This window comes from Flavobacterium sp. Leaf359 (assembly GCF_001423985.1).
Lineage (GTDB): Bacteria > Bacteroidota > Bacteroidia > Flavobacteriales > Flavobacteriaceae > Flavobacterium > Flavobacterium lindanitolerans.
On record NZ_LMPW01000002.1, the window covers coordinates 21,350 to 36,415 of the forward strand.

Consider the following 15,066-nt stretch of genomic DNA (forward strand, 5'->3'; position numbering starts at 1 on the left):
GATTAGAATGATTTTTATCGATGTTTAAAAATCAGTGGCAATCATTCCAATCAGTGGCAAAAAATAAAGAAGTAGATTTCAGACACAAATTATAAAGGTTAAAAAATGAGTCAACTATTACGACAGCAAATCGAGAAAATCACGCCACTAACTGATGGCGAATTCGATTATATACTGTCGCATTTTACTCCTAAAAAATATAAAAAACACCAGTTTTTAGTTCAGGAAGGTGAAGATGTCCCTAATGATTTTTTTGTTTTGGAAGGCTGCCTGAAAGCCTATCATGTTAGCCAGGACGGGAAAGAACATATTCTCCAGTTTGCCCTTCCTGATTGGTGGATTTGTGATTTCAATGCCTATTTCAACCAAACAAAAGCCACTCTCAACATTGACTGCATTGAAGATACGGAAGTACTTTGCCTTTCACTGTACAACCGTGAAAAACTCTGCTCAGAAATGCATAAGATTGAACATTTTTTTCGCAGAAAATCCAATGCCGGATATATTGCCCTGCAACAGAGAATCCTGTCGATGCTAAACAACAATCCGCAGGAACGTTATGAAAAATTACTGCAGCTTTATCCCAGCCTATTTCAAAAAGTCCCTAAAAAACTGATTGCTTCCTATCTTGGCGTTTCCCGGGAAACATTGAGCCGTTTTAGTTCGTAAGTGTGACAATTGTCACTTCAAATTCGTGACTTTTTACCTTTTCATCCCCTAAATTTCTTCTGAATTTTGTAACTTAATTCTAAAGAACATTAGTTATGAAAAAAATAATCGCTCCGGTTTTGATGGCAGTTACAGTTTTTGCCCTTTTCTTAAATCCGGATTTGGCCAACGCACAAACTAAAAAATCAAAAAAGATGGAAAAAAAGAAAATTTTATTCGTGGTATCGAGCCATGACAAAAAAGGAAACACAGGCGAACCAACCGGTTATTATCTGGGAGAAGTTACCCATGCCTGGGAAGTATTAAAAGACCATTATACAATTGATTTTGTAAGCCCAAAAGGCGGAACACCGCCTGTTGATGGTTTTGACCTGAACGACCCGATTAATAAGCAATTTTGGGAAGATGCGGTTTATCACAACAAAATCAGCAATTCAATGAAACCGTCTGAAGTAAATCCGAAAGATTATGTCGCTATTTACTATGCCGGAGGCCATGGTGCCATGTGGGATTTTCCTGAAAATGCAGAAATCGCCAAAATTGCTACGGCTATTTATGAAAACAATGGCGTGGTTGGAGCAGTCTGCCACGGACCAGCGGGATTGGTAAACATTAAATTAAGCAATGGCAAATATTTGGTTGACGGCAAAAAAGTAAACGCCTTTACCAATGAAGAAGAAATTGCAGTAAAATTAGAAAAAGTCGTTCCGTTTGCTTTAGAAACAAAACTGATAGAACGTGGTGCTAAGTTCGAAAAATCCGGATTATGGCAACCTCATGTTACGGTTGACGGAAGGCTCGTAACCGGACAAAATCCTCAATCCGCAAAAGGTGTTGGAGAAGCAGTTTTAAAAGAGTTGAAATCGCTTGGGAAATAATTGATAAATAAAAAGCCTAAACATTCCTGTTTAGGCTTTTTATTTTATTATTCATTAATCGTTTTACGAATCCCGGCAAGAGAGTAATCAATGAGCAGTTTTCCATCTCTGAAAACTTCTTTCAGCTCACCTTTCTTCTCTTCATCCCACGAAACCTGGTCAATGAGCTTGTAGGTTCCGTTTTCCAATTCAATTTTCATCAATCCTTTCGCTGATTTTTTTGTTCCGTCATCTGTAATCGGGTCTTTAAAAATAGCTCTTCCCTCACCGTTTACTTCTCCATAGGTAGCTTTCATCGCAAAACCAAAAGTATCTCTGGTGTTGTATTGGTAGGTAAACGACCCAATTCCTAAAACTACATTCGTAGAAGCAAAGCCTTTTTCTTTTAGTTTTTCACAGATTTTTGTTGCCCGTTCAATCGTGATGCTATCACCATAAATGGCACCTATTTGGGGGACCAATTCTTTATAGCCCTTATCATTGATAGTTCCTCCAAAAACATCCCATAACAACTCTATCACACCCTTTCTTTCTTCTTCAGTTTTTCCATAAGGATTACCGCATAAAATATGAATCGGGTCTCCACTATCCGGTCTTACTACAACTTTCCCTTCTCTTGAAACAATATTATTTTTAAGTCTTGGAAGGTAGTCCGTCAAAACTTTCCATAAATCCCAGGTATCAGAAACAATAGAAACAATACCTTTTGGATATACTTTTGTAATCAGTCGTTCAAAGGTTTCGAACTCGCCTTCAGTGGTTCCCATACACATAACGGAATGTTCAGTAGCTGCTACAGAACCGCCAATAAGTTCCTTATCTGAATTCGCATTATAATATTCTTCAAAAAAATCAATTGCCGGAATCGTGTCTGTACCTGTAAAACTAAGCAAATGACCGGCCGCAGAAGTTACTGCTGCTTCTACTCCGCCCATTCCCCGCATGGAGAAATCATGTGCCTGCCAGTTTACAAACTCCGGAACGGAAGAAGTTTCTTTTGCAAAACGGTCCAAAACTTTTCGATATTGTTTGGCTATCGTAGCCGAATTACAAGGCAGCCAGATTACAGCAGAAAGCAAGGTTTCGAAATAATTGGTCAACCAGAAAAACTCCGGTTTCGTGTTGTACATCGTAAACATAGGAACACGAACAGGAACACTTGCTCCTTCAGGCAATGCCTTAAAAACCATAGGAATGTATCCTAAATCATGCAAATCCTCAATATGTTTTGTACCAACTTGATTTTCACCTAAATAATTGTTGATTCTTCGGGCATACTTTTTTACAACTTCTTCTTTTGGCTGTCTGAAAAAACTGCTCTCAAAATCTTCAATGATGTATTTCTTGATAAAGTACTGTAATCCGAAAAAAACTACCTCATCTACATTTTCAATTCTTGATTTTCTTGGTGTCCAGTTAGAATAAACCAGTGTTGTTTCTTCCGGATATTGTCTTCTGTGGTCGACTTTGTAGCCGTCTGTTAATAAGAGTGGGTTCATATTTGTTTTTTTAAAAATCGTAAACTGTTGTGTTAATATCTTTTTTTGAAATGGTTTTCTCGATAATTGGTTCAATCATTTCCCATTTTCCTCCTGCTAAACCGCAACCTATTCTAGGCATATGCACAGAAGCATTTATTTCACATGCAAAATTTGCCACCTTATCCAATCCGTTTTCAACGGCATCATATCTTATCGGGGCATTGCCGTTTTCGTCTTTGTTTATTTTATGCTGACCTATTAGATTCGCAACCCACAAATCTTCCTGAACTTGTACGAATTGAACCTCCCCAAGATTGAAATTTTCTTTAGATTTAAACCATTCTCTGTATTTCTTTTCCGGTTCTTTCCATTTTTTTGAAATGGCCATCACAAAACCTTTTCCCCATGCACCAATGTCATTGCATATGTGGACAATTACCTTGTTGCCATTATCTATAGGATTGGTTGCATCTCCTTTTTTGTATTGAATATCTTTCATTGTTTGGGTATTAATTTCTTCCTTTTTCATTTGGATATAACTCAACAAGCGGGTCACTTTGCCAAAATAGTTTTGATTCTATATCTAAAACCGACAGCTTTCCTTTAAACCCGGCACCTGTATCGATATTCCATACATTCATAGCATTCATTGGAACATCCTGATTGTAATTTGTTGTTGGTGTATGACCGATATAGATTTCACGATAATGGTGTAATCGTTTAGGATAAGTAAACACCTCTTCGTCCATATTTTTATCCATTGCCAAAACCATTTCCCATAAAGTCCTGTCAAAATAATAATTGGATTCGTGTTCTTCTTTTTCGACTCCATGAATTGAGGTATATCCGGCATGGATGAAGAGCCTTTCTTCTTCGTCAATATAAAAGTTTTTTAGGTTTTCGAAAAAGGATTTATGTTCAGAATTAGTCAATAAACCTGTTTTCAAATAGCTTTCTTTTGTAGCCTTCCCTCCATTTTCTTCCCATACAGGATTAGAAGCCCCTAAGAGCAGCCATCTTCCACACCACAAATCATGATTTCCTTTTATGAAAATACATTTGTGTTTTTTATCCAGTTCAATCAAATAATCAATAACCTGAGCCGATTCGCTCCAACCATCTACATAATCTCCTAAAAAAATTAGGGTATCGTCAGTCGTAACTTTTGCTCTTTCCAAAACCTGAACCAAGGCTTTATATCCTCCGTGGATATCTCCTATAACTAAAGTTCTCATGGATTAAAATTAGTTGTCTTGTAAATTTTTATATAAACTGTGGTTTTCTTCGTCAAAACAGACAAAAATTATCTTTTCGAATTCTTCTTTTCGGGAGAATTCTTTTACTGCCTGGATGGCAATTTCTGCAGCTTTATCTTTAGGAAAATGATAAATTCCCGTACTGATATTCGGAAAAGCAATGGTTTTAATGTTATTCTCAAGTGCCAATTCCAAACTATTCTTATAACAATCAGCCAAGAGTTTTTTCTTTTCCTCCTTGTCGCCATTCCAAACCGGGCCAACGGTGTGGATTACAAATTTTGACGGTAAATTTCCTGCTTTCGTAATTACAGCTTGGCCTACATCACAACCGCCTTGCCTGTTTCTGATAGCAATACATTCTTCAAGAATTTGTTTTCCCCCTTTTCTATGGATGGCTCCGTCAACTCCGCCTCCGCCCAAAAGGGAAGTATTGGCCGCATTTACTATGGCATCAACCTGAATTTCTGTAATATCTGCTTGGATAACTTCGATTTTCATTATCTAACTAAAAATATCTTCAAAAACTTTAAAATTCAATTTCTTTTCAGAAGTATCATATACTGCAAAAACAATTTTCTGAAATGCCCCGGAATATTTTTCGGAGATGATTTCCTTAAATAATTGGGCTACTTCTTTTGGCTCATTTCTAAAAACACCACAACCCCAAGCCCCTAAGATTAATATTTCAATCTCGTTTTTGGCTGCAATTGCCAGCATCTCATCCATTCTCCTTTTAAAAACTTCATCAATATTCTCGATTTCATCTTTTCTGTTATGCTGTAGCATAGCTCCTTTATTTGGAGCCGGAGAAGTAATCACATCTGCAATTAATGGTCGTTCAAAATAATTTCCGTTATCATCGTTCCAGAATAAAACATCCGGACTATAAATCATATAGTCTGAATATAAAAACGATGATTGGCTTCTATTAAAGTCATACATTTTTTTATCTTTAATCTGCGATTCATACAGACTTGACGACCTTGCCAAACTTTCTTCCTGTGCAGATGCACCACCCAAAAATCCCCCTCCAGGATTCTTTGCAGAAGCAAAATTCAACACTCCTATTTTGCCTTCTTTTTCTTGAAATATCGCTTCAATCGTAGAACAGTTTTTAATGCTGATTTCTGTATTGTGCGTATTATCGATTGGAATTCTCAAAATAGGCTCCCAATCCTCTGGTGCTATTGTAATCGTATTTTCTATTGAACTCCTTAGTTCTTTTTCTATATTAACTTTTTTTCCGTTGACCTCATAAAAACCATTCTTGATGATTTCCAGTGTTTTATTTGCTATTTCTACTCTATAATTTTTATTCATAATTTTAATTTTACCACCTCTACCATCTCATTGTCAAATTCTCTAAAAGAATTTGTCGTAAATATTTTCTCGAAATCTTTTTGAAAAACATCAAATCCTTTGTTGAAAATTCCGTGGCTTACGGCTAAATATAATTTTCCAGCATTTTTCTTTTTTAATTCTTCGGCAAGTCCGACGAAGGTGCCGCCTCCATCACAAATGTCATCTACAATCAAACAATCCATTCCTTTAAGGTCATCGTTGTAAACTTTAAAACCAGATAACTTCCCTGTCTTAACATCACGGCTTTTGCTGCATTCCACGACCTCAACGCCGCCTAAATATTCAGAAACTTTATAGATTTTTTTCAAAGCACCACCATCAGGAGAAATCAATTTTACTTCCTTGCCTATTTTTTCTAAGACCTCCGCAATAAAAGCATGGTTTGGAATCACTTCGCAGTTGTCAAGTAATGCCGGAGTTACTTCAGAATGTGCGTCAAAAACAGTAACTTTATTTAGTTTCAGGCTATTCAAAATATCCGCATAAACCTTTACAGACAATGGTTCTCCTGAAATCATTACACGATCCTGTCTTGCTGCCGGAAAATAAGGGATAAAAACATTGATTAATTTCACATCCATTCTTTTCAACGCATCTATTGCCAACAGCAGCAAGCCAAAATCATTAAAAGAATTGATTCGATGTGTAATCGTTACCGGTTCAGAAACATCAAAATCAGGATTGATCTTGATATGAGGTTCACCACCTGAAAAAGTAAAGCTTTGGAACTGTATTTCTCTTTTACCTGGAAAAGGATTGAAATGGGTATCTAAATTGAGTATCATGTTTTTTAGTTTGTGTAATTATTACGCAAATATAAAACAAAAAACACAACAGTCAAATTATTTAGTGTGATTTTTACGCAAATTTAATTTCGAAATGGAAGCCTTCTTTTTCAAGGTCGTAATATTTTTGCTTGTTGAATTTGAAAAGTTTGGCCGGACGCCCGCTTTTTATGGGAGAAAACTTATCTGTTTCTTCAATAATTCCGAAGCTTAAAATCTTCTTGCGGAAATTTCTCCTGTCGATTTCTTTTTCTAAAATGGTACAGTATAGATTTTCAAGCTCAGAAAACATAAATTCCTCAGGAAGCAAATCAAATCCTACGGGTTGGTAGGTCAATTTTGCTTTTAATCGTTCCACCGCTTTATCTAATATTAAATTATGGTCAAAAGCCAGTTGCGGGACAGCTTTTATCTCAAACCATTTCACATTTTCAGCATCAGAATCTGCCTTAATATCAAATTTTGAGGAATCAACCAAGGCAAAATACGCCACAGAAATTACGCGGTTTCTGGAATCGCGGTATATGTCATCGCCAAAAGTATAAAGCTGTTCAAAATAATTAATAGCCACATTGGTCTCCTCATGCAGTTCCCGTTTTACTGCCTCTTTTAATGTCTCATCTTCTTTGACCAAACCGCCCGGCAGAGCCCAATAGGCTTTTTCTGAACCAAATTTTTGTTGTATCAGAAGCACATAAAGCTTATTGTTTTGATAACCAAAAACAATGGCATCAACGGCTATTCGTATATTTTGAACTGGCGACATAAATGCGTAATTTTTACACAAAAATAAAAATTGTTTCGCGGAAAGCAGTATTCTTTTCTACTTTTTAGGTTATTTTCTTAACAGAGCTTTACCACTTTTTCGCTTCATGGATTCGTAATTTTACATAAAATTTAAAATTATGCTGAACTTCGAATTATACAATCCTACCCAATTGGTTTTTGGGAAAGGACAAATTGCAAAAATTTCCGACCTCATCCCAAAAGAGGCAAAAGTATTGATTACTTATGGCGGTGGCAGTATCTTCAAAAATGGTGTTTATGACCAGGTACGAAAAGCACTGCACGGGTATGACATCACCGAATTTGGAGGAATTGAGCCCAATCCGCGTTATGAAACCTTAATGAAAGCCGTAGAAATCATCCGTGAAAAACAACTGGATTTTATACTGGCTGTAGGCGGCGGTTCTGTAATTGATGGGACCAAGTTTATTTCGGCTGCCGTAAAATTTGACGGAAAGCCAATGGATATTCTAAAAAAAGGAATTCGGATTCTTGATAATGCCGTTCCGTTTGGGACAGTTCTCACGCTTCCGGCTACTGCAAGCGAAATGAATTCGGGAGCGGTAATCACCATCAACGAAACTCAGGAAAAACTTTCGTTTGGTGGTCCTGCCCTATTCCCAAAATTTTCAATCTGCGACCCTGAAGTAGTTGCTTCATTGCCAAAAAGACAAATCCAAAACGGGATTATTGATGCCTACACGCACGTTCTTGAACAATATCTTACCTATCCGCATGATGCTCTATTGCAGGACAGAATTTCTGAAGGAATTCTACAAACCCTAATCGAAATCGGACCGGAAGTTGTAGAAAATCCAACCGACTATAAACTGGCGTCTAATTATATGTGGAGTTGTACGATGGCATTGAACGGACTAATCCAGAAAGGCGTTCCAACAGATTGGGCTACGCATATGATTGGCCACGAACTGACTGCCCTGTTTGAAATAGACCATGCCAGAACACTAGCTATTATTGGCCCAAATCTGTACCGCGTCATGTTTGAAACCAAAAAAGATAAGCTGGCACAATATGGCAAAAGAGTCTGGAATGTTGCCGATGGTACTATAGATGAAATGGCTGTTGAAGCTATTGAAAAAACCGTTGAATTTTTTCATAGAATGGGAATGCAGACCAAATTGTCTGAATACACACAGGACTACGAAAAGACAGCCGATTTCATAGCCCGACGTTTTGAAGAAAGAGGCTGGAAAGGCCTGGGAGAAAAGAAAAACATTACTCCTGAAAAAGTAAAAAATATTGTGGAACTCAGCTATTAAGAGTTCACCCGTTTTAAAGTCAAAAGGCACTCCTGAAAGTAATTTTCAAGAGTGCCTTTTTCAAAACACCAAAAACAAATCTTAACTAACTTAATAATACGAAGGCGTATTATTTTGCAACGTATATTGTAATCTAACCAACTCAATATCAATAACGGCAACAATGGTCCCGCATTGCATTGATAATCATAATTTTAAGTTAAAATTATCGATGTGTCCGTTTTATGGAGTAGGTTTCTGACAAAAAAGAGAATAGAGGGACGAAATTAATTTCCGATTACCACTTATTTGAGTATTTTTGGCAAACAAACGAACCGAAATGAATGAACATCCAAAATTTGCCGTAATTGGCGGCGGAAGCTGGGCGACAGCAATTGCAAAAATGCTTTGCGTTAATCTCGAAGAGATTGCGTGGTATATGAGGAATGAAAGTGCGATTGAACATATCAAAAAGTTCAAACACAATCCGAATTACCTCAGTTCTGTTGAATTTGACACCAAAAAACTAAAACTTACCAGTAATATAAACGAAGCAGTAAAATATGCCGATTATATTATTTTCGCTATTCCTTCAGCTTTTTTAAGTGGCGAATTGGAGCATCTTACAGAAAGCCTGGATGGGAAAATTATTTTTTCTGCCATCAAAGGTATTGTTCCTGAAACCAGCCTTATTGTTGGAGAGCATTTCCACGAAAAATACAAGATCCCGTATGACAATATCGGGGTTATAACAGGTCCTTGTCACGCTGAAGAAGTTGCCATGGAACGCCTTTCCTATCTAACCATTGCTTGTGGCGATTCGCAAAAGGCCAAAATTATGGCAAATAACCTCAGCGGCAATTATATCAAAGCCAAAATTTCTGATGACATTATTGGTACAGAATATGCTGCCATGCTAAAAAACATTTATGCGATTGCAGCCGGAATGGCTCACGGTTTGGGGTATGGCGATAACTTTCAGGCACTTTTGATGAGTAACGCAATACGCGAAATGAAAAAATTCATCCGAAAGGTTCATAAAATGAAACGAAACATCAATGATTCTGCCTATCTGGGCGATTTATTGGTTACGGGATATTCCATATTTTCGAGAAACAGAATGTTTGGAAACATGATTGGAAAAGGCTATACCGTAAAATCTGCCATGATGGAAATGAGTATGGTTGCCGAAGGCTATTATGCCACAAACAGTGCCTACAAGCTAAATGAAGGCTTGCGTGCCAAAACTCCAATCATTGATGCAGTTTATGGCATCTTATATGAAGGAAAAGAACCTAAAAAAGTATTTAGAAAACTAACTGAAAAACTTAACTAATTCCTGACATGCAAAACAACGGCGTCGACCATCTAGTCAATCATCCCGGAATCCTGACCGCATTTTCTGTTGTTATCATCATTATGCTGCTTCTTGATTTAGGAGTGTTCAACAAAAAAAGCCATGTCGTTTCGAACAAGGAAGCGGCTATCTGGTCAATCGTATGGATTTCTTTAGCCATGGGTTTTAGCGGCGTGATTTATTATTTGATGGGAATAGAGCAGTTCACGCAATTTCAATCGGCTTACTGGATTGAAAAGGCGCTTTCTGTCGACAACCTTTTTGTCTTCATTCTGGTTTTTGGTTTTTTTAATGTTCCGAAACATTTGCACCATAAAGTCCTGTTTTGGGGAATTATCGGGGCTTTGATTTTCAGGGCGATTTTTATTTTCTCCGGCGTAGAGCTTATCAATATGACCTATCTGCCTGAAATGAATATTTTTGGAAAGCTGGTCAGCATTAATGTTGTCTTATCGGTCTTTGGGTTTTTCCTTGTTTTCGCAGGATTCAAATCGTGGTTTTCAAAAGAAGACAATGACGAAAACAAAGATTTTACAAAAAGCCCGGGAGCCAAATTGGTACACCGATTCTTCAAAGTTTCTGAAAATTATGACGGCGATAAGTTTTTTACGGTAGAAAACGGAGTCAAAATGGCTACACCATTATTAGTTGTTGTAGCTGTTATCGAATTTACGGACCTGATTTTTGCGGTCGATTCTATTCCGGCTATTTTTGCCATAGCACCAAACGACCCTTTTATTCTTTACACTTCAAACATTTTTGCCATATTGGGGCTTAGGGCTTTATATTTCCTGTTGGCAAACTTTATGTATATGTTCAGCCGACTAAAGTACGGACTGGCAATTATCCTGGCTTTTATAGGCGTAAAAATGCTTATACAGCCTTTTTACCATATCTCATCACCAACTTCACTGACTGTAGTAGGAAGCGTACTGATTTTGTCTGTAATGGCTTCTTTGGCTTTTCCTGTAAAAGAAGAAAAATAGTCTATTTGTGAAAATAAAGTGAAAGTTCTCGGCTTGTGTTATTATTTTTCGTAATTATGATAAATAATAACCATACAACCTTATGTTAGAACAACTTTTAAACTCGGGAAAATTCTCCGAAGTTTTAGACCATGTTGCCAATGGCGAAAAACTTCCAAAAACACTAAACGAATACAGCAAGTCAGGCATTTTTGACAGACTATTTCAGCAAAAACAATTTGAAATTATCCGCCTCTTTTTAGAAAATGGTGTTATTGAAACCGATGTCTATGAATTTGACAGTTTTGATAAAAGCATTTTCCAAAGCGTCGTGAGGGGCCTGCAGACAGATGATGAATCTCTTGATTTTTTCAGGGAATTTATTTCAAAATTTGACAATATAAACGATGAAGTGGGTGCCAAAACTCTCCTTGGCTACTTTTTCGAGAAAGGCGCCAGTCTCGAAAGTATTAAAATACTGGCAGAAACGGGATGTAATGTAAACTTCAAGAACAATGCCGAAGAAAATTTCCTGCATCAGGTTATAAAAACCAATCTGATGAAACCCGAACTTTCCCTTTCGTATCTTGAATTTCTGATACAGGAAGGTTTGGATGTCAATGCTCAGAACATTGTGCAGAAAACACCTTTGATTACAGCCATAGAATTCAACAGAAACGAATATCTTGAGCTTCTTCTGCAAAATGGAGCCAATCCTAATCATGCCGATAAAAACGGAAATACGGCCTTTTTCTATGCCGTAGCCCATAAACTAGATGTCAGGTTGTACGATTTACTTCGAAATTACGACATGCCTCAATTTGACCTGCTCAACAGCGACCAGGTAACGCTTTTGTTTGAATACATGCGAATGATGTATGATACTTCAGAAAAAAGTCTGGAATTATTACGAAAGCTCATTGATGATGGAGCAGATATATACCAAACCAGCATTTATTATGGCCGGGACACAATGCCAGCCGACCTCATCGCTGAAAAAAAACCGGAAGTACTTCAAACTATTATAGAAACCGGAGCCATCGACATCAATCGTCAGGACAATAGCGGAAATACATTATTGCATAAAGTTTGTGCCTACAATGTGAATTATGATGCTGAAAAAGCAAAGGAAATGTACCGAAAAGTAAAGCTTTTGCTTGAAAACGGTGCCGATGTCACAATCACAAACGATAAAGACCAGACGGCCCTGAATCTCGCGTCTGATGATAACCTGAAAATAAAAACCGTTGAACTGCTGATGAAGCAATCCTAATCCGAACGAACCATGTCAATGTCATTTATAATCGCTTGCGAAAGCGGAAAAAGAAAAATAGCAGAACTTTTATTAGCCAACAAAGAAGTTGATGTAACCTATACCGATGAAAAAGGCAGAACTGCATTGCATTATGCAGCCCATCATGGTTATCTTGACCTTGTACAGATACTCATTAGCGAAGGAGCCGCTATTGATTATGAAGACCACGCCGGCGAAACGCCTTTCTATTTTGCCTGTTTGCAAAAACAAAAGCAGACGGCATTATTCTTATTGGAAAATGGCGCCAAAACAGACGTCAAAGATTTCAAAGGAAACAGTCTTTTGCATCTTACAGCCCAAACCGGACAAATTGAGGTTTTAGAAAAACTGCTTGAACAGGGCGTAAATGCTGATTTAGAAAACAATGAAGCCGAAACCCCGCTTCTTATAGCAGCCAGTTGGAGAAATGCAGCGATTGTCAAAAAATTATTAGAAAACGGAGCCGATGTCAATACGACCAACAAACAGGGCAATTCACCTTTGCTGTTTGCCGTCAAATCAAAAAACCAGCCCATGGTCGAACTGCTTTTGGAAAATGGCGCTGCTATTAACCATATCAATCATGCCGGCGAAAGCGCTTTGCTTTTGGCCTGCTATGACAGCAACCGCATGCTGACCAAACTCTTGACGGAAAAAGGAGCCGACATTTTTGTTTCTTCCCAAAGCGGATTGTCACCAATATGGTATGCCTGTTCCAACAACCAAAAAGAAATTGTCGAGCTTTTTATAAATAATGGCGTCGATGTTAATTATTCCAAACCGGTGACCGGAAACGAAACGTCCATGTATTCTTATCTGGATTGGGTGGAAACGGCCGACAGTCTTAGTATTTCGAGTAGTTTTTCATTAGACACATCTTATGGTTATGGTGGCGAAAGCTTGCTGCATGTTGCCGCAAAAAGCGGCCATGTGAGTATGGTCAAATTGCTTTTGGATAAGGATGCCAATATCAACATACAGGATGAAAGTGGCAATACGGCCTTGCATTATGCAGCAGCTAACGGCAAAAAAGATATGGTAAAACTGCTTTTGGAAAAAGAAGCAGATGCTTCTGTAGTAAACGCAAAAGAACAGAAAGCGATTGATTATTCCAACATCAAGGGATTTAATGAAATTACGGAACTGTTGCTAAAATACAGTCCGTCAAACACTGCTAATCCAAATAGTACGAAAACAGAACCCGCACCAGCTTCCGCTCCTGTTGATATGGCTTCAAAAAAGCAAGCCTTATTAGACCTGAAAGAGCTTTTGGATGCCGGAATTTTATCGCAGGAAGAATTTGATGTTGAAAAGGCTAAGATTTTGAAAGGCTGATTTATCTGACGATAACTCCGTTTACAAACAAAATAGGCACTTCTTCTGTAGCGCGCTCGTTGATAGTATTTGTACGGAAAATGAATTTCTTATCATACAGGGTGTTTCCTATAAAATAAGTAACCATGAATTCGTTGTTAAGAGCCAAAACGCTCTTTTCAACCATTTCTACTTTTACTACAGAAACAGCAGGAACCTGCGTAAAGGCATGGCGCAAAAGTGATGTTTTTTTCATTTCGCCATCAATGGTTCCAAAGGCCTTTGATACGACCATGACACTATCCAAATCAAAATCACTGTCATTGACTAAATAGACATACCATACTTTTTCCATAAAGTCGTCGTTCCATTCCTGGACGGCGGCTAGGAAAACGTTTTCTACTTTTGGGATAACGATATCTTTTTTCATAGTGAATAGTTGATAGTTGATAGTCGAAAGTGGAAAGTCGAAAGTGGAAAATGGAAAATGGAAAATGGAAAGTGAATAGTGGAAAGTAATTAGTCTTTTTTTAGACAATTACTTTCCAACTTTCGACTTTATGAACTTTATGACTTTATGAACTTTACGACTTAAATAGAAGCTTTAAATTGCTCCAGGAATCTCACATCATTTTCATAGAACATCCTGATATCGCCAATTTGGTGCAGCAGCATTGCTATTCTTTCAACACCCATTCCAAAGGCGAAACCTGTAAATTCATCTGCATTGATACCACAGTTTTTCAATACATTAGGGTCAACCATTCCGCAACCACCAATTTCAAGCCAACCGGTTCCTTTGGTAATTCTGTAGTCGGTTTCTGTTTTTAATCCCCAATAGATGTCAATCTCCGCACTTGGTTCTGTAAACGGGAAATAAGACGGACGCAAACGGATTTTTGATTTCCCGAACATTTCTTTTGTAAAATATAAAAGCGTCTGTTTCAGGTCGGCAAACGAAACATCTTTATCGATGTACAAACCTTCCACCTGGTGGAAAATACAGTGCGAACGCGAAGAAACGGCTTCATTTCTGAAAACACGTCCCGGAGAAATCGTTCGGATTGGCGGTTTGTTTTCTTCCATATAACGCACCTGAACTGATGATGTATGTGTTCTCAACAGGATATCCGGATTAGTCTGGATAAAAAAAGTATCCTGCATGTCTCTTGCCGGATGATATTCCGGAAGATTCAATGCTGTGAAGTTATGCCAGTCGTCTTCAATTTCCGGACCTTCAGAAACGTTGAAACCGATGTTGGAAAAAATATCTACAATCTGATTTTTAACCAAAGAAATAGGATGGCGCGAACCTATCTTTACAGGTTCTGCCGGACGCGTCAAATCGCCATAGATGCCTATGGTTTCTTCCTTGCTTTCAAACAGTTCCTGAATGGATTTTAGCTTATCTTCAGCCGTAGTTTTCAATTGATTGATTACCTGCCCGAATTCTTTTTTCTGTTCGTTAGGAACATTTTTGAACTCGGCGAAAAAATCTTTTATAAGGCCTTTGCTCCCAAGAAATTTTATTCTGAAAGCTTCCAGTTCCTCTTTATTTTGGGTTTGAAACGCTTCTACTTCGCCAATATATTCTTTAATCTTGTCTATCATCTTCTTTTAGTAAAGGTGCAAATTTAATATTTTTTCCCTGAAAAAG

The 15,066-nt window shown here is 37.7% G+C and carries 16 protein-coding genes; 7 read left to right on the plus strand and 9 right to left on the minus strand.

All coding sequences use genetic code 11. The features are described from left to right. The first annotated feature begins 105 nt into the window (after window positions 1-105). Together ASG38_RS02690 and ASG38_RS02695 are read left to right on the plus strand one after the other, a co-directional pair. Entirely contained in the window at window positions 106-669 is a 564-nt protein-coding gene (locus ASG38_RS02690) for a Crp/Fnr family transcriptional regulator (protein ID WP_056066834.1), read from the plus strand. A 95-nt stretch (window positions 670-764) separates the two neighbouring features. After that, a complete protein-coding gene (locus ASG38_RS02695) occupies window positions 765-1,547 on the plus strand; it encodes a type 1 glutamine amidotransferase domain-containing protein (RefSeq protein ID WP_082482139.1) in 783 nt (260 codons plus the stop codon). A gap of 47 nt (window positions 1,548-1,594) precedes the next feature. Here ASG38_RS02695 and ASG38_RS02700 read toward each other — a convergent pair whose 3' ends face one another. From ASG38_RS02700 to ASG38_RS02730, 7 genes are all read right to left on the minus strand, one after another. Further along, window positions 1,595-3,046 (minus strand): nicotinate phosphoribosyltransferase, encoded by a 1,452-nt coding sequence (locus tag ASG38_RS02700; RefSeq protein ID WP_056066836.1) that lies wholly within the window; start codon window positions 3,044-3,046, stop codon window positions 1,595-1,597. A gap of 10 nt (window positions 3,047-3,056) precedes the next feature. Next, on the minus strand, window positions 3,057-3,527 hold the full coding sequence (locus ASG38_RS02705) for a macro domain-containing protein (RefSeq protein WP_056067377.1): 471 nt from the start codon (window positions 3,525-3,527) through the stop codon (window positions 3,057-3,059). 10 nt (window positions 3,528-3,537) lie between these two features. Further along, the gene (locus tag ASG38_RS02710; protein ID WP_056066839.1) at window positions 3,538-4,263 is read right to left on the minus strand and encodes a metallophosphoesterase family protein; all 726 of its coding nucleotides are present in this window, start codon (window positions 4,261-4,263) and stop codon (window positions 3,538-3,540) included. Between the two features lie 9 nt (window positions 4,264-4,272). Then, on the minus strand, window positions 4,273-4,785 hold the full coding sequence (locus ASG38_RS02715) for an O-acetyl-ADP-ribose deacetylase (protein WP_056066842.1): 513 nt from the start codon (window positions 4,783-4,785) through the stop codon (window positions 4,273-4,275). 3 nt (window positions 4,786-4,788) lie between these two features. Beyond that, a complete protein-coding gene (locus ASG38_RS02720) occupies window positions 4,789-5,607 on the minus strand; it encodes a TIGR02452 family protein (RefSeq protein WP_056066845.1) in 819 nt (272 codons plus the stop codon). Beyond that, the gene (gene prs, locus ASG38_RS02725; protein WP_056066848.1) at window positions 5,604-6,434 is read right to left on the minus strand and encodes a ribose-phosphate diphosphokinase; all 831 of its coding nucleotides are present in this window, start codon (window positions 6,432-6,434) and stop codon (window positions 5,604-5,606) included. Before prs ends, ASG38_RS02720 begins: the two co-directional genes overlap by 4 nt. A gap of 73 nt (window positions 6,435-6,507) precedes the next feature. Then, window positions 6,508-7,200 (minus strand): NUDIX domain-containing protein, encoded by a 693-nt coding sequence (locus tag ASG38_RS02730; protein WP_056066853.1) that lies wholly within the window; start codon window positions 7,198-7,200, stop codon window positions 6,508-6,510. A 139-nt stretch (window positions 7,201-7,339) separates the two neighbouring features. Between ASG38_RS02730 and ASG38_RS02735 the strand changes: the two genes are divergently transcribed. The 5 genes from ASG38_RS02735 (at window position 7,340) to ASG38_RS02755 (ending at window position 13,430) form a co-directional block, all read left to right on the plus strand. Then, the gene (locus tag ASG38_RS02735) at window positions 7,340-8,500 is read left to right on the plus strand and encodes an iron-containing alcohol dehydrogenase (protein ID WP_056066855.1); all 1,161 of its coding nucleotides are present in this window, start codon (window positions 7,340-7,342) and stop codon (window positions 8,498-8,500) included. Between the two features lie 319 nt (window positions 8,501-8,819). Beyond that, window positions 8,820-9,815: an NAD(P)H-dependent glycerol-3-phosphate dehydrogenase gene (locus ASG38_RS02740; protein WP_056066858.1), complete on the plus strand. Its 996-nt coding sequence runs from the start codon at window positions 8,820-8,822 to the stop codon at window positions 9,813-9,815. 8 nt (window positions 9,816-9,823) lie between these two features. Then, complete coding sequence (locus ASG38_RS02745) at window positions 9,824-10,822, plus strand: TerC/Alx family metal homeostasis membrane protein (RefSeq protein ID WP_056066861.1); 999 nt, start codon at window positions 9,824-9,826, stop codon at window positions 10,820-10,822. 82 nt (window positions 10,823-10,904) lie between these two features. Next, window positions 10,905-12,074, plus strand: a complete 1,170-nt coding sequence (locus tag ASG38_RS02750; RefSeq protein WP_056066863.1) for an ankyrin repeat domain-containing protein — start codon at window positions 10,905-10,907, stop codon at window positions 12,072-12,074. 12 nt (window positions 12,075-12,086) lie between these two features. Continuing rightward, the gene (locus ASG38_RS02755; protein ID WP_056066865.1) at window positions 12,087-13,430 is read left to right on the plus strand and encodes an ankyrin repeat domain-containing protein; all 1,344 of its coding nucleotides are present in this window, start codon (window positions 12,087-12,089) and stop codon (window positions 13,428-13,430) included. Between the two features lies 1 nt (window position 13,431). Here the strand turns inward: ASG38_RS02755 and ASG38_RS02760 are convergent, their stop codons facing one another. Both ASG38_RS02760 and pheS read right to left on the minus strand, forming a co-directional pair. After that, window positions 13,432-13,839 carry a hypothetical protein gene (locus ASG38_RS02760; RefSeq protein WP_056066866.1) on the minus strand — a complete coding sequence of 136 codons (408 nt, stop codon included), beginning with the start codon at window positions 13,837-13,839 and terminating at the stop codon, window positions 13,432-13,434. Between the two features lie 161 nt (window positions 13,840-14,000). Then, window positions 14,001-15,020, minus strand: coding sequence for a phenylalanine--tRNA ligase subunit alpha (gene pheS, locus ASG38_RS02765; protein ID WP_056066869.1), 1,020 nt, complete (start codon window positions 15,018-15,020; stop codon window positions 14,001-14,003). Window positions 15,021-15,066 lie beyond the last annotated feature (46 nt).